Source organism: Roseomonas aerilata DSM 19363 (assembly GCF_000711725.1).
Lineage (GTDB): Bacteria > Pseudomonadota > Alphaproteobacteria > Acetobacterales > Acetobacteraceae > Roseomonas > Roseomonas aerilata.
This window is the reverse complement of sequence record NZ_JONP01000067.1, coordinates 1-14,787: the sequence shown is the minus strand read 5'-3', so window position 1 is coordinate 14,787 and position 14,787 is coordinate 1. Positions and strand designations below refer to the sequence as shown.

At 66.2% G+C, this 14,787-nt stretch carries 13 protein-coding genes and 2 pseudogenes; 7 read left to right on the top strand and 8 right to left on the bottom strand.

Features of this window, described 5'->3' with window-relative positions:
* Together BO39_RS27295 and BO39_RS27285 are read right to left on the bottom strand one after the other, a co-directional pair.
* Positions 1 to 287, bottom strand: a 287-nt coding sequence (locus BO39_RS27295) for an IS5 family transposase (RefSeq protein ID WP_043837804.1), incomplete at its 3' end; no start/stop codon positions are given.
* A 1,452-nt stretch (positions 288 to 1,739) separates the two neighbouring features.
* Positions 1,740 to 2,027 (bottom strand): hypothetical protein, encoded by a 288-nt coding sequence (locus tag BO39_RS27285; protein WP_043839721.1) that lies wholly within the window; start codon positions 2,025 to 2,027, stop codon positions 1,740 to 1,742.
* A gap of 198 nt (positions 2,028 to 2,225) precedes the next feature.
* On the opposite strand from BO39_RS27285, the gene BO39_RS31970 reads away from it, so the two are divergent.
* The 5 genes from BO39_RS31970 to BO39_RS34070 all read left to right on the top strand — a co-directional run bounded on the left by BO39_RS31970 (position 2,226) and on the right by BO39_RS34070 (position 7,067).
* Positions 2,226 to 2,441, top strand: coding sequence for a type II toxin-antitoxin system ParD family antitoxin (locus tag BO39_RS31970; RefSeq protein ID WP_084698599.1), 216 nt, complete (start codon positions 2,226 to 2,228; stop codon positions 2,439 to 2,441).
* The gene (locus BO39_RS30595) at positions 2,422 to 5,136 is read left to right on the top strand and encodes a hybrid sensor histidine kinase/response regulator (RefSeq protein WP_052402911.1); all 2,715 of its coding nucleotides are present in this window, start codon (positions 2,422 to 2,424) and stop codon (positions 5,134 to 5,136) included. The genes BO39_RS31970 and BO39_RS30595 overlap by 20 nt, the downstream gene beginning before the upstream one ends.
* Before the next feature lie 145 nt (positions 5,137 to 5,281).
* Complete coding sequence (locus tag BO39_RS34080) at positions 5,282 to 6,274, top strand: PAS domain-containing protein (protein ID WP_211257588.1); 993 nt, start codon at positions 5,282 to 5,284, stop codon at positions 6,272 to 6,274.
* Positions 6,244 to 6,393, top strand: coding sequence for a hypothetical protein (locus BO39_RS34075; protein ID WP_211257587.1), 150 nt, complete (start codon positions 6,244 to 6,246; stop codon positions 6,391 to 6,393). Before BO39_RS34080 ends, BO39_RS34075 begins: the two co-directional genes overlap by 31 nt.
* Positions 6,390 to 7,067 (top strand): ATP-binding protein, encoded by a 678-nt coding sequence (locus BO39_RS34070; protein ID WP_211257586.1) that lies wholly within the window; start codon positions 6,390 to 6,392, stop codon positions 7,065 to 7,067. The genes BO39_RS34075 and BO39_RS34070 overlap by 4 nt, the downstream gene beginning before the upstream one ends.
* Here the strand turns inward: BO39_RS34070 and BO39_RS27270 are convergent.
* Complete coding sequence (locus tag BO39_RS27270) at positions 6,958 to 7,992, bottom strand: IS110 family RNA-guided transposase (protein WP_043839719.1); 1,035 nt, start codon at positions 7,990 to 7,992, stop codon at positions 6,958 to 6,960. The genes BO39_RS34070 and BO39_RS27270 overlap by 110 nt on opposite strands.
* On the opposite strand from BO39_RS27270, the gene BO39_RS27265 reads away from it, so the two are divergent.
* Together BO39_RS27265 and BO39_RS35065 are read left to right on the top strand one after the other, a co-directional pair.
* Positions 7,991 to 8,674: an IS5 family transposase gene (locus tag BO39_RS27265; RefSeq protein ID WP_084698598.1), complete on the top strand. Its 684-nt coding sequence runs from the start codon at positions 7,991 to 7,993 to the stop codon at positions 8,672 to 8,674. The two genes, BO39_RS27270 and BO39_RS27265, sit on opposite strands and share 2 nt — an antisense overlap.
* Positions 8,675 to 8,746: 72 nt before the next feature.
* Positions 8,747 to 9,046 carry an HGGxSTG domain-containing protein gene (locus BO39_RS35065; protein ID WP_084698597.1) on the top strand — a complete coding sequence of 100 codons (300 nt, stop codon included), beginning with the start codon at positions 8,747 to 8,749 and terminating at the stop codon, positions 9,044 to 9,046.
* Positions 9,047 to 9,209: 163 nt separating this feature from the next.
* Here the strand turns inward: BO39_RS35065 and BO39_RS30590 are convergent, their stop codons facing one another.
* The 5 genes and pseudogenes from BO39_RS30590 to BO39_RS31950 all read right to left on the bottom strand — a co-directional run.
* A complete protein-coding gene (locus BO39_RS30590) occupies positions 9,210 to 10,961 on the bottom strand; it encodes a pectate lyase family protein (protein WP_052402906.1) in 1,752 nt (583 codons plus the stop codon).
* A gap of 470 nt (positions 10,962 to 11,431) precedes the next feature.
* Positions 11,432 to 11,650 (bottom strand): annotated as a pseudogene (locus BO39_RS35485) (DDE-type integrase/transposase/recombinase); the annotation flags it as partial.
* Positions 11,651 to 11,670: 20 nt separating this feature from the next.
* A pseudogene (locus BO39_RS35480) lies at positions 11,671 to 11,770 on the bottom strand (IS5/IS1182 family transposase); the annotation flags it as partial.
* 355 nt (positions 11,771 to 12,125) lie between these two features.
* A complete protein-coding gene (locus BO39_RS27255) occupies positions 12,126 to 14,300 on the bottom strand; it encodes a M48 family metallopeptidase (protein ID WP_043839717.1) in 2,175 nt (724 codons plus the stop codon).
* Between the two features lie 105 nt (positions 14,301 to 14,405).
* Positions 14,406 to 14,787, bottom strand: a 382-nt coding sequence (locus BO39_RS31950; protein WP_156964002.1) for a DDE-type integrase/transposase/recombinase, incomplete at its 5' end; no start/stop codon positions are given.

Here is a 14,787-nt window from a genome sequence, read left to right as displayed (position 1 = left end):
ATCTGCCCGGCTGCCTGAAGGCGCTCCAGCAAAGCCCGGTGCAAGGCAGCCCAGACACCGGCCTCCTGCCAGTCCCGGAGCCTGCGCCAGCAACTCATCCCAGAGCCGCACCCCATCTCAGAAGGCAGCATCTCCCAGGGCAGGCCGGACCGCAGCACGAACAGAATGCCGGTCAGCGCCGCCCTGTCGGGCAGCCGCGGCCGCCCACCCTTGGGCTTGGGCCGCTCACGCGGCAGAAGCGGCTCGATCGCCGCCCAGAGATCATCCGGAACCAGGGGCTTCGCCATGCCCCGCAAAACGCTCACCAGCAGGTTTCGTTAGGTGCTCTTAATCCTCTTTCCGGACGGAACGGACCGCGTCACACCCCTGCATGCCCGGCGATGCGCTCCCTCCCTACCCCGGCCGCCCTCACCGCCCACCCCGATGCCCCACCGCAGCCGAGACCCTGGTGCTGCACACGCGCCTGGTGGGTGACCTGCGGGTACCCGGAGCACGCGGCCGAGCTGCAGGCGCTCTCGGCGCGCCGTCTACGCCACCCGCGTCCGCGGCGAGGGCACGCGCCGCGCCTACCGCTCCGCCTGGACCGCCTTCGAGGCTTGGTGCGCCTCCCTCGGCCGCGGGCCCCTCACCGGCGACCCCGAGACGCTCGCCATGTAGGCCGTCCGCTGCGCCGACCGCGGTCTCGCCGTGGCCAGCCTCCGCGTCCACCTGCCGCCATCCAGGCCGCTCATCGGTTGGCGGGTATCGCTCTCGACCTCCGCCACCTGCGCCTCGCTATGGTTCTCGAGGGCATCGCCCGCGACAAAGGAACCCGCCCCTTAGCAAAGCCGCGGCTGCCGGGCCCGACGTGCTGCGGTTAATGCCGGCCACCCGCCCCTCCCCCGCCACCCCGCTCGCCGCCCTCGAGGCAGGGCTCCTCTTCCGGGGGGAAGGGACCGGACACCACGGGAGGTGCCTCGGACGGGGAGAGGCCGCCGTTTGTCGGGATGAGCAAGGCCGGGCGGCTCAGCGCCTCGGGCCTCTCCGACAAGGCGGTGTGGCGGCTGGTGCGGGGCTCGCCACCGCCGCCGGCGAGGCCGGTGCCGACCTCGCCTAGGCCATGCGCCAGACCCGCCACAGCTCCGCCGACGTGGCGCTGGGCTACCTTCGACCCGCTGACCTATGGCGCAACAACCCGATGAAAGGCATCTGGGGAGAGCAGCGCGACGTAGAGAAGACGCCAGGGTGACCGCCAAACGCGACGGTGATCAGCACGCGCGCCAGTCTGAGTTGCCTGACCAGCTGGGATCACTAGACAGAGGTGCGGTGCATCTCCTCAGCTGTCTCGATGAAGGCAAGTGCCTCTTCAACGCAGTAAACCACCCTGGTCTTCCAAGTCCGCGGACAGGTCACTTCAACTCCTCTGACGGTGCGCTCGATCAGCCAAGCAAGGCTGACGTCTGCTCGGCCCGAGGTGCGGCTGGACGGCGTCACCAAACCGAGCCAGGCCTGCCCCTCTTCAGTGAGGTGCGTCTCGACCCACCACACCCCACCCAGGGACAAGGCTTTGCGGGCGGCCCAGGCAGCGGATCGAGCCCGCTCTGCCTGCGTGATGCACAAGGAGCGCTGAAGCACCCGCGGAAAGGGGAGGATAGTCGCCGATGCGGGTGCATCCGGTGCCGTCGTGTCCGCTATCTTGAGGTTTGCGCCCTGCGGCGCACGTCTGTGAGCCATCTTGCTCATGCGTCGTGCCGGAACCATCAGGCGGCCTGCAGACGCTCAGGTATGTCTCGGCGGCACAGCAAGGCACGGGTCAGAGCGAGCCTCTGCGCCTGAATGGCGGACGACTCTGTGCTGAAGGGAAGGTTCGGGACGAAGGCGTCGCGTGCCTCGTCAGCGATGGCTTCAATGAACTCTACGGAATCCAGTGCCTCGACGAGCAGCACCCACAGGGGCGACCCGGGGGTTTGCTTCTCCAAGGCACCAGTGAGGCAGGTTAGCGCTCTCGCCGCGGCTTGCTGGATCAGCTGCTGGTCATGCTTCGTCATCTGCGGTCTACCGAAAGATGCCTAGAGGCCAGCGGCCCCTCCTCATGAAAACGTGATACAGAGCTTATCACTGCTGATCAGGTGCTAACCGCAACAATATTTTCAAAGGTAGATGACGAGCGAGGCCCCAAGTCTTGTTGCGAAAATGGAAGTGTTTCCTAGGGTGACACCCTTGTTACACCGGACTAGAAGGGCGTCATGCCTGCTCATCACAGCCTCCACGTCGCTCTGACTAGCGAGCTCTGCGAGTTCGTCTCGCGGCTCGTGGCTTCTGGTCGCTATCAGAGTTCCAGTGAGGTGGTTCGCGCCGCCCTACGCCTGCTCGAGCGTGCTGAGGGACAGCCAATCCTGCCGCGCCAAACCGAAGCTCCCAGCCTTTGCACGAGTGGGTCCGATGGGCAGCACGCCGGTTAGCTCCTCCCGTGCCCGTCAGCTGAGTCGGAGCCGTCTCGCCGAACTGGTCCTGGAGAGCGCGGCGGATTTCGCCATCTTCACGGCCGACCTCAATGGCATCATCACGAGCTGGAACAGCGCGGCGGAACGCGTAATGGGCTGGTCAGAGGCCGAGGCGGTCGGCCAGCACGCCTGTATGATCTTCACGCCCGAGGAGCACGCTAAGGAGACGTGCGACCTGGAGATGGCGCAGGCGCGGGCCGCGGGCCGCGCCAAGGACGAGCGCTGGCATCGCCGCAAGGACGGGTCCCGGTTCTGGGGAGCGGGCTCAATGACCCGGCTCGAGGACGACGAAACGAGGGAGCATCTCGGCTACTGTAAAATCGTCCGCGACCGTACCCAGCAGCACGAGGCCAGTCAGCGGCTCGAGGCCAGCAACGTGCTGCTGTCCAACGTGCTGGAAAGCAATCCGGACTGCGTGAAGCTGCTCGACCTCGCCGGGCGAGTAAGCTTCATGAACGGTCCCGGCCTGAAGTTGATGGAGATCGACGGCCTCCAGGACGTCAGTGGCAGGCCATGGCTATCGCTCTGGCCCGAGCGGGAACGGAGCAAGGTTGCGGCCGCCCTGGCCGAGGCTTTGGCCGGTCGAGTGGGCCGTTTTCAGGGCTTCTGCCCGACCGCGAGGGGAACCCCGAAGTGGTGGGACGTGCAGGTCACCTCGGTGCCGGGCAACGAGGAACAGCCGGGGCTGTTGCTCGCCTCATCGCGGGACGTCACTGAACTCGAGACGGTCCAATCGGCTTTGCGCCGCAGCGAGGAGCGGCTTCGGACAGCCCTCTCCATCTCGACGGTTGGGGTGATGTTCTGGGGCCCAGGCTTCGGCCTTACGGAGGTGAACGACGCCTTTCTGCGGATGACCAGCTTCAGCCGTGAGGAGGCGATCGGCAAGACTTGGCAGGAGCTGACCCCACCGGAGTTCCACGCGCCCTCGCAGAAGGCGGTCGCCGAGGTGCTCACGATTGGCGAGACCACGCCTTACGAGAAGCAGTACTTCCGTAGGGATGGCTCGCGCTGGTGGGGCTTGTTCGCGGCGCGCCGGATCGGGGAGGAGGTGGTCGAGTTCGCCCTGGACGTCACTGCTCGCCGCGACGCCGAGACGGCCCTGCGCGAGAGCGAGGCACGCTTTCGCCACCTCGCCGACAGCGCCCCGGCACTGATCTGGATGACCGACGCGGACGGCGAGGTCACCTTTGCCAACATGCATTACGACCACATGTTTGGGCTTCCTGCCGCGGAGATGCTGGGAGGCGGGTGGGCCAGCATTGTCCTACCCGAAGATCTCGAGCGGCATACTGCTGCCTTCTTCACAGCCTTTCAGGTACGGGCGCCGTTCCGGACTGAGACCCGCGTACGGGACCGGCATGGCCGGGTACGGTGGCTGCGCTGTGAGGGCGTGCCGCGCACGGACGATGCTGGCACCTTCCTTGGCTACACCGGCTGCAACGTGGACATCACTGAGGCTCGCCTCGCGTCCGAAGAGCTGGAGCGCCTAGTTGCTGATCGTACGGCCCAGCTGATGGCGACTGAAGAGACCCTGCGCCAGTCCCAGAAGCTGGAGGCCGTAGGCCAACTCACGGGCGGCGTGGCGCACGACTTCAACAACCTGCTCACGATCATTCGGTCGTCCGCTGACCTGCTCGGGCGCCCCCACCTCTCGGAGGAAAGGCGGCGGCGCTACGTCGAGGCGATCTCCGACACGGCGAACCGGGCAGCGAAGCTCACCGGACAGCTCCTGGCTTTCGCCCGCCGCCAGCCCCTCAAGCCCGTGGCGTTCACTGTCGGTGAGCGCCTCCAGGCCGTCACCGACCTGATCCGACCGCTGATGGGCGCCCGCATCACCATTGAGGCGCCGATCAACTGCGAGGGGTGCGCCGTCCAGGCTGACCCGAACCAGTTCGAGACGGCTCTGGTCAACCTCGCAGTAAACGCCCGTGACGCGATGGACGGGGAAGGCCGCCTGACCCTCAGAACTTGGCTGGCCTTCGAGGTGCCGCCATCCCGCAGTCACGGGGGTACCCAGGGGGAGTTCGTGGCGGTTTCCGTGTCCGACACGGGAGCGGGTATCCAGCCCGAGGTGCTGGGCAGAATCTTCGAGCCGTTCTTCACGACCAAGGAGGTCGGCAAGGGGACGGGCCTTGGCCTCAGCCAGGTCTACGGCTTCGCCAAGCAGTCCGGAGGTGAGCTCCACGTCGAGAGTGACGTGGGCCGGGGCACGACCTTCACGCTCTATCTCCCTAGGGCTCAAGGCAAACCGGTAAGCCCGCTCACGGCATCAGACACCGAAGCGGGCCTGCCCGGAGAAGGGCGCAGGAACGTGCTCCTGGTCGAGGACAACACCCAGGTTGGCGAGTTCGCCAGGCAATTGCTGGAGGACCTCGGTTACGCGACGACATGGGCGCAAAACGCGCATGACGCGTTGAGGATTCTGGAGAAAGAGGCCGACCATTTTGACGTGGTGTTCTCGGACGTGGTCATGCCCGGTATGAGCGGGGTGGAACTCGGGCAGGAGATCCGGCGCCGCTGGCCTGACCTCCGTGTCGTCCTGACCAGCGGCTACAGCCATGTTCTCGCGAAGAGTGGCGCCCAGGGCTTTGACCTGGTGCATAAGCCCTACTCAGTCGAGGCGCTGGCGAAAGCGCTCCAGCCAAATCGGTGAGGTCGGTTCGACCAGTCTGGTTGTTAATCCTTCCCGGTACTCCGGCGCTTCCCAGTGTGGACGCTATTTGCTTTTTATACGCGGTCATGCCGCCCCAGATGGCCGAGGACGGTTCCGTCAAGCCGGCATACGGGACGAGCTTTCAATGACGTCGACAGGTGAGTTGGCCGGGAAAGCAAACCGCTTCGAGCTGCTCGTCCAGAGCGTAACGGACTACGCCATCTACATGCTCGACCGGCAAGGCGTGGTGACAAGCTGGAACCCCGGCGCGGAGCGTTTCAAGGGGTACTCGCCGGCCGAGATCATCGGCCAGCACTTCTCCCGCTTCTACACCGAGGAGGACCGTGCTGCCGGCATTCCCGAGATAGCGATCCGCAAGGCCAGGGAGGAGGGTCGCTTCGAGGCGGAGGGGTGGTGGCTTCGCAAGGATGGTTCACGCTTTTGGGCAAGCGTCATCATCGACCCCATCCGCAACCCGTCAGGCGAACTCATCGGCTACGCCAAGGTCACGCGGGATCTCACCGAGCGAAAGCTCGCCGACAAGGAACTCCGGCGCAGCGAGGAACGGTTCCGCCTCCTCGTCCAGAGCGTCACCGACTACGCGATCTACATGCTCAGCCCCGAGGGCCACGTTAGCAGCTGGAACGCTGGCGCCGAGCGCTTCAAAGGCTACTCGGCGGACGAGATCATGGGGGAGCACTTCTCGCGCTTCTACCGCGAGGAAGACCGCAGTGCGGGCGTGCCGCAAACAGCTCTCGAAACCGCCCTGCGGGAAGGCCGCTTCGAGGCCGAGGGCTGGCGCGTCCGCAAGGACGGCACCCATTTCTGGGCGAACGTGGTCATCGACCCCATCTGGGGGCCGGACGGCGAGCTGGTCGGCTTCGCCAAGATCACGCGCGACCTTACTGAGCGGCGGAAGTCCCAGATCGCCCTCGAGCAGGCGCAGCAGGCGTTCTTCCAGTCGCAGAAGATGGAAGCCATCGGCAAGCTGACCGGGGGCGTCGCCCACGACTTCAACAATCTTCTCGCGGCCATCGGGGCAGCGTCGACATCGCCAGGAGGCGATTGGCGGAAGGCAAGGACATCACCCGCGTCCTTGACAACATCATGCACGCAGCGGAACGCGGCGCCACGCTAACGCAGCGGATGCTGGCTTTCGCCCGCAAGCAGGATCTCCGGCTGGAAGCGGTCGACCTGACGAAGCTCGTGCAGGGAATGGCCGAGCTGCTGCAGCGCACGATCGGGGGGCCGGCGTGACGATCGACACGCAGTTTCCCCTCATCCTCAAACACATCCAGGCCGACCCCGCTCAGCTTGAACTCGGCTTGTTGAACCTTGCCTTGAATGCCCGCGACGCGATGCCGTGCGGAGGCAGGATCCTTATTGCTGCCCGTCTGGAGCAAGCTCAGGGACGGAGCGGCCTTGCACCCGGCGAGTATGTCTGCCTCGCCATAAGCGACGAAGGAGAGGGTATGGACGAGGAGACCCTCGCGAAGGCGATCGACCCTTTTTTCACCACTAAGGATATTGGCAAAGGGACGGGGCTCGGCCTCTCTATGGTCGCCGGCATGGTGGAGCAGTGCGGCGGCAAGCTCATCTTGCGCAGCACCAAAGGGGTGGGAACCGTCCGTCGTCGGCGCCATGGCCGCGCACAAGATGCTGTCGGAAGGAGCGGGCGAGCCAATCTGCAGGTCGTGGTTCATGCCGGTTGGCATGGCCGACGCCCGGTGCTGCGGCTTCACCCGATCCCGCGTCCCCGTGACGGGACCTTGAGGACGAACGGCGCTCCTTCGCGGCCGTGCGTCGATCCTTTCTCCCCGGTCAGGCGGTCGCCGCGGCCTCCCGGCTCCAGCGGAACTCGGTCCCGTCCACCCAGAGGCGGTGGAGCACGACAGCGAGCTTCCTGGCGAGCGCCACCTTCGCCCGCTTGAGCCCCCGTGCTTTGGCTACCCGGAGCGCCCAGGCCCTCAGCGCGGAGAACCGCTGGACGCGGAGCAGCATGACGTGGGCCGCCTCGAACAGCGCGGTCCGCACGTCACCATCGCCGGTCTTGCTGATGGACCCTGAGCGGTCGACCTCGCCAGACTGGTAGCGCCTCGGTGTCAGCCCGAAATGCGCGCCCACATCCCTGGAATGCTTGAACCGGCTCGGGTCGTCGACGGCCGCCTTGAAGGTCATGGCCACGATCGCGCCGACGCCGGGGACCGTCATCATCCGCCGGCATTCGTCATCCACGCGCACGATCCGGAGCACCTCGCGGTGCAAGGCCGCGTACTCGGCGCGCAGGGCGGCACGGGCGCGCAGCATCGGTTCCGCCAGGCTCTCCAGCGTCCTCTGCCCGGCTACCAGTTCGCGGACACGCGCCTCGAACCGAGCCTTACCCACCTCGCCGAGCTTGAGACCAAAGCCTCGTAAGATCCCACGCAGGCACAGCCCGAGGTCGTTCAGTCGGGCCTGCAACTGCTTGCGTGCAGCCAGCAGGGCTCTGACCTCCTGCGCCGGGATCGTTTTGGCGTGGACGGGGCGAAACCAGCCCATCCGGATCATCTGCGCCATGCCGCGGGCATCGTTGCGGTCGGTCTTGACTGCCACTGACCGGAGCACCGCCTTCACATGCCGTGTTTCCAAAAGCACGGTCTCGAGACCTGCCCCTGTCAGGCCGGCGTGCATCCATTGCGACAGAGGGCCCGCCTCCAGCCCAACCCGCGTGAAGGCCAGGCCACTCCCCTTCAGATAAGCGACCAGCGCCTCCGGCTCGCTGGCCACCTTGGCCTCGTGCAGGATCCGGCCAGTGCCGTCCACCACGCACACGCTGCTCAGCTTGAGCGAGACATCGACCGCAGCAAAATACTCCATGACCGACCTCCCTGGATGGCCAGCGCCGACAATCGGCCCTGCTCACTCCATCAGCTTGGGGACGGCCATCCTAACCGGGAAGCCTCAGCTCCCAGGGCAGCCCGGCCCCATACGGCATCTGCAGTTGTGCGGGCCTGGCGAGTGGCTGGTCGAGAAACATGGGAGCAGGACGCGCCGATCGTGCCGCAAGTTGCACATCGGTGTGGATGCCGACACTGGGCGGATCGTCGCTTCCACCCTGACGACGAACGACGTCGATGAAGCCTCGCAGGTTGGTCCCTTGCTCGACCAGGTTGCGGACCCGACCGCTTCGTTCACCGTCGACGGCGCCTACGACCAGGACGGCGTCTATGGTGAGGTCGCTGCGCGGCACCCCGATGCTGTGGTGATCGTGCCGCCACGGTCTAGTGCCGTACCGAGCGCCACGGCCGAGACAGCGCCCACCCAGCGCGACCATCACCTCCGGGCCATCGCCGAGCGCGGACGCATGGGCTGGCAGAAGGTGTCTGGCTACAACTGGCGCGCTCTCGTCGAAGCGGACATCAGCAGGTTCAAACGCGTTATTGGCGGCACGCTGCGTTCGCGCACCAGCGGGCGCCGTGCGACTGAGGTGACCATCGCTGTAGGTGTGCTGAACCGCATGCTTGAGCTTGGACGCCCGGAGTATGTCCGCGTCCCATGATCCCGGGTGCCTCCGCGCCTCACTGCGCTTGCAAGCTGGTCCGTGCAACGCAGTCATGTTCAGGAAGACCCAATGAACCCCACGCGCCCAGCCCGCACCTGCACAACGCGCCTCGATGCCGCTCCCCGCTGCGGAGCTCGAGCGCGATCTGGTGATCCATGCTGCGCGCCAGCAATGCGGAATGGTCGTTGCCGCTTCCACGGCGGGAAAAGCACCGGACCGCTCACTACAGAGGGCATTGAGCGGATCCTGATCGCGCGCATGAAGCACGGCCGGCACTCGGGTGAGGCAGTGGCCTTCCGTCGGCGTATTGCGGAGCTCAACAGGGAGGCGCGAGCGGTGATGGCGTTCCTGCGGGGCGAGGGCGTGTAGCGGGTCGTCGCCCTCCTAAGCACCTGAGCAAGTTGGATGCGCTCGCCGACGCTGCCTCAAACATTACATCGTCCGCGAGATCTTTGGCTATCTCTGTCGGCCGACATGCCCGTCCCAGACGGCTACCGCGGCCCCTTGACCCTTATAGGAGCTTCGAAACCCTTCAGACGATGAAGTCGCTCGCCGCCAGGTTATGGAAGCCGGCCAGTTCGATCTGGAAGTCGGCCTTACCGTCGCCGTTGACATCACCCTCGATCAGCGTGTCGCCGCTCGACTGGATGGCATGCAGCTCGCCTGCGTGGCCGGTGAACTTCCAGCTGCCGATGAAGCTGAAGGACTGGTCGCCGTTCAGCTTGGTCATAGCATCGATCGCCGAGAGGTCGATCAGGTCACCCTTGGCGAAGTCGGTGACGACATCGCGGCCGCTGCCCACCTTGCTGTCGAGGAGTTGGCTGAAGACGAAGGTGTCGTTCCCGGCGCCGCCGGTCAGGACATCCTTGTCGAGTCCGCCGACCAGGCGGTCATCGCCGGCACCGCCGGTGAGCGTGTCCTTGCCGGCGCCGCCCACGAGGATGTCGTTCCCAGCGCCGCCGTCGAGCATGTCCTTGCCCTCGCCACCCTCGAGACGGTCGTCGCCGGCACCGCCAATCAGCTTGTCGTTGCCGTTGTTACCGAACAGGGTGTCGTTGCCGTTGCCGCCGTCGAGCGCGTCATCGCCGGTGCCACCGATGAGCTTGTCATGGCCTTCGCCGCCCCACAGCACGTCCTTGCCGCCCAGGCCGTCGATGGTGTCGTTCCCGGCGGTGCCCGTCAGCTTGTCCGCCGAGCCCGTCCCTTTGGAAGCCGACGGGGTGTCGCTCGCCGAGTCCGGGTTGGAGGGAGCGCTCGGCTCGGTGACCTTGATGGGCGGGGTAGGCACGGCTGGCACCGTGGTGGGCGGCGTGACTTTGACAGGGTCGGAGGAGCCGACCGTGTCGGTCGGGAGGTCAAGCTTGCCCGCGCCAGCGCGGCTCAGGACACTAGCCTTCACCGTGGAGCTGGCGTCCAGATCGTACTTGTAGGGAACAGTGTAGTCCGAGGTGGACTTGCCGTCCTGCGCGCTCGCTTCACCGCTACCGACTTTACCCCAGGTGACGTTGTCGAACTCGTTGCCGCTGAGGTTCCAGTAGCCGATCTCCTCGCTGTCGATGCTGACGATCGGGTTGTTGACGTTCTCGAAGACGTTGTTCTGGATCAGGCCCTCGGCGCCCATGCGGAGGTTGATCGCGGAAGTCTCCACGTCCTTGTAGTAGTTCCCATGTACGTGAACATAGCCGTCGCGGACGCTCGGCGCGCGGGAGCCGATGTTCTGAAACAGGTTACCCTCATAGGTGACATAACGGGCACCTTCGTCGGCGTCGGAGTAGCCGTTCAGCGACACCTTGTAGTGATCACGAAAGACATTGTCGGAGACAGTGACGTATTCCACGCCGCGCTTCATGTCGAGCAGGCCGTCGTAGTAGTCCTTGCCCTTATCCGTGCTGCTGTAGAATTCGTTGTTATCGATCCAGATGTTGTGGGATCCTCCCTCGATACCGATGGCATCCTTCGGGCCACTCGCCACGTCGTGGATGGAGAGGTTTTGGAAGATCAGGTTGGAGGAAGCGCCCTTCACCTGGAAGCCGATGCCGTCGAACTCCGCGCCACTACTGGCACCGATGATGGAGAGGTTGTGGACGTCGTTGAGGGTGATGACGTCGGCACCGGTGTTGCCGGTGCTGATCTCGCCCTCGACGACGATGGTTAGCGGCGCGCCCGCCGCCTTGGCCACGGCTGCCAGCAATTCCTTGCCGGTGGTGACGATGACGGTCGCCCCGCCGGTGCCGCCGGTGGTGCCGCCGTTCATGGAGGCGAAGCCGTTAGCCTGAGCAGCCATGTTGAATAAAGTCTCCGTCCGCACCGGCTTAGCCGTGTGATTGCGACGACAGAGGCCTTCGCCTCTGAGTTTCTATGATCCTCAAGTGAACTCAGATGATTGATCTGGGCTCGGACTTGGTGGCGATGTCCCTCTTCTGCTGATCCGGCTAAGAGCCGGGTTGTTGTCTTCGCGGGATCAGGTTCCCTCGCTGAGCGACTGGGTATCAGCCGAGCGAACGACTTCGCAACGGAATGCTCACATTTTCGCGATCAAGCGCTGAGATCGCCAAAAAATGAGCGCCAGGGCCGCGTATTTTAGGAATAAAAGGACACTTCCGCGTTATTGTGATGGTTGTGGCCGCTTGGCGCCACCTGACGCGTTGCGGAAGGAAGAGACAGACCGTGGAGAACAGCCACCCGTAGCCTTCCCAAGGGATCTGTCAGCGCTCGCGCCAAAGCTGACGTCACCTGCGGGCTGACTCTATCAGCCTACCCAGCCTCAAGAAGGGCAAGCACGGTCGCTACACGACGGGGATGGAGCATGCGACGGCGGCTGGCTGGAACATACTGGTTGTGACGGACGCGAGGGCGGAGGTGGTTGCGGAGTTCGTCGTAGCCGCGACAGAAGCGTTCCGCTGAGCTGAAGCTTTTGAACCCGCGCATACATCGGATGCGGCCTTTTATGCCGCGGTGATCTTGCTCAAGCCTGTTGTTCTTGAATGCGCTGCTGTACTCAGCCGGGGCGTCGCGCCAGCGCAGACCGTCGCGGATGACGTGGAGAATGCCGCTCACCGCCCCTCGGTCGTCTACTTGCGGAATTCCGTGCGAGACTGACCCGAGTACGCGGAGGGCACGCCGGATCTTCCATTCCGTCGGAGACACACCGCTGCGCTTCCTCCGACGGCACGAGCGTCGGCGTGAGCCCGAACTCACTCAACTTCACTCCGGCCATGCTACAGCCTGTCGGGCTGGTGGCCATCGACACTGCCTTAGCCTCATCGAGCAGAGCAGCATCCTTCAGGCGAGCGTCCAATAGGTCAGGCGTCGAACACGTCCGGATCTCAGTGGGCGGGAGAAGCTCGGCCGCGTCCGACAACGGCCCGCCATCCCCTGGAGAACCTCACCCTCGATGGCGAGGCATGTGGAACCTGAGGCCGAGGCGGATTAGCCGAATGCTCGTCGTCTATCCCGCCGAAGGAGGTACGGGTATCGGTAAGTCCGCGTCCAGAGCCTGTTGCGCGTGGGCGGCTCCGGCGTAGCGCAGCAGCAAGGCGCGGAACGCTGCCTCGTCCAGCCCCCGCGGCAGCACCGCCATGAACTGCACGGCGCGCTGCTCCTCGTCGATCCGGAGCCGCCACATCAGCCCGGTCGATCGTGGCAGTAGGGCCTCGGGTCGGAGGACGAACCATGTTGTCGGAGATTGCACGGAGGACACGCCGATGGCGCTCACGTCCAGCCACCGCACCGTGCCGGTGAAGCCCGGTGACCGGACACCCTCCTCGTCCAGTACGAGGTAAGGCCTCCCCCACCCGCGCCACAGCCGGACGCTCCACAACGCCAAGAATCCGAGGCCAACGGCGCCGACTGCCGCGACGCCGAACAGGAACCGCCAGGCCTCGCGGTCCTGCTTCCCACCGTAGAGCGCGGCCAGCACGCAGCCGGCCGAGACGGCCAGGCAGAAGGCCCCGAACAGCGCCAGAGCCAGCACGGGGCGCAGCAGGGAGGCGTGCAGCGCGGTTTCCCCCAGTCCTTCCGTCGCGACGGCCGCCTCGCGCAGCCGGGCAGGGTGCGCCTCCTGCCCTCGCAGGGCACGGTCCCGCAGATGGCCGGTGATCGTGCCGGACAGCGTTTCCCAATCGAGGAACAGGGCCTGCACCGCGACGAGGTCCGCAGCGTCGACGGGCCGCGCGGCGCGCGCCAGCAGCGCCCCATCCACCACGACACCGGCCGCTTCAATTCGCTGCCAGGTGGGGGGATGGGAGTCCGTGGGGTGGGGGGCCTCGTCACCCAGGTGCGCCGCGGGATCGCCGGTGCCTTCCCGCAGGCATGCGACCAGGGCGGCGGCCAGGTCGCGCGGGGCGTCGTCCGGCCGCTCGGAGAGGCCGATCCGCGCGGCTTTCAGCAGCTCCGACGCCAGTCCGACGCGCAGTAGCGAGCTGGCGAGCGCAACGGGCGAGCCTGAGGCGGCCCCGGCGCGGTCCGCTTCCAACTCCCGCAACCGGCTCCAGTGCGCGACCACGTGGCTGAACTGCTCGAAGGCGTGTACCGCCAGCGCGGTGTGCGGGTGCACCGCGCGCTCGAACACGCGGTCCACCAGCGTGGTGCCCCAGTAGTCTCCCCCGCGCAGCGACATCGCCGCGGCGCCCTGGCCCAGGCCGGCGAAGAGTGGCGCGAAGCGCAGGCCGTAGTCGGTGTCCTCGCCAGAGAAGTGCGCCAGCTCGTGCGCCAGCACGGTGCGCAGTTCCGTGATGTCCAGTGCCGCCACTAGGGGCAGCGGCAGGTGCAGAACGCGGCCCCGCGTGGCGATCGGTGCGGCGTCCGGGGCGCCATGCAGCAGCACGGGAAGCGCGGTCACGAAGAAGCCGTCCTCCGCTCCGGCGGTCACCGTTTCCGGCGGCGTAGATCCCTGCTCCCATGCCAGGTCGTGCAGCAGGGCGAAGAGGCTTGGCGCCTGCGTCTCAGTGATGGGTACGGCGGAAACGGGCAGCGGCGCGGGTTGGAAGGCCCGCAGCGCGCGGCGCAGATTTCGCAGGGTGCGGATCCCGCCCCACAGCGCCAGGCCGGCCCAGATCAGCACGAGGATGGCCAGGAGAACTGTCCGGTCGTCTGGGTTTGACACGAACCACAGCCCGCCGACCTCGAACGCCACGGCGCCGGACAGGGCCAGCACCGCCCCGACGACCTGCGCGCCGAGGGCGGCGGGAAGGAGGCGGCTCACCCGCCCGAAGGCGGCAACGAGCTCCGAGCGGGACTGCATCCCCCTGCGGGCCGACCGGCGCACCAGCAACAGCCCGGCCAAGCCGATGGTGCCGGTGGCGACCCCGGCCACCAGGGTCAGCCAAGCCGCAACCTCCCGCGCTCGGGCAACCGACCCATCAGCCTCGGCCGCATCCCTCGCCTGCTCCGAGCGGGCGATGGCGGCCCGGACCGGAACCAAGGCGCTGCTGCCGGGCAGCTTGACGCGCGCACCCGCGTCGTGCTGCTCCAAGTCCCGCAGCACGGCCGTGCGTTCCCAATGCTGGTCGGCCAGCGCTTGGTATTCGGCGGGCGTCGCGGCAGCCCGCCACACCTCCCAGGCGCCCAGGCCGGAGAACAGGACCGGCAGCGCCAGGAGGGCTAGCAGGACCGACCGCTCCATTCCACGAACAACCCGTACCAACCGCCTCATGGTGCGCAGACACTCCGGGGGCGTTGTCAGGTCGGCGAGGACGTCGACGCCGAGAGCTCACCGCTGGTGGTAGCCTCACGCGGCGGATGCAACTCCGGTCACATCCTGCCATGTGGCGAATGCGGCGTCACGAACAGTACAGTATTCAGTGGCGGGCAAACGGTGGCGGCGAAGCTGGAAGCGGTTGTGGATTCGGCTATGCGTGGAAAGGAAGCGCTGCGCGTGGCGCGCTGACTTGAACCCCTGCATCTGCCGCTCTCGTCGTCGTGTCGGCTGGTGTGATACCTCGGCCCGGTTGTTGAGATAGCGGCTCTGCCGATGCTCCACGCTCGGCAGGATCTCGCGCTTCGCCACAGCATAGCTGCGCAGCTTGTCGGTTACGATCACACGGGGCACGTACTGCAGCCCCTTCAGAAGCTTGCGGAAGAACCGCTTGGCTGCTGTGGCACTGCGTCGG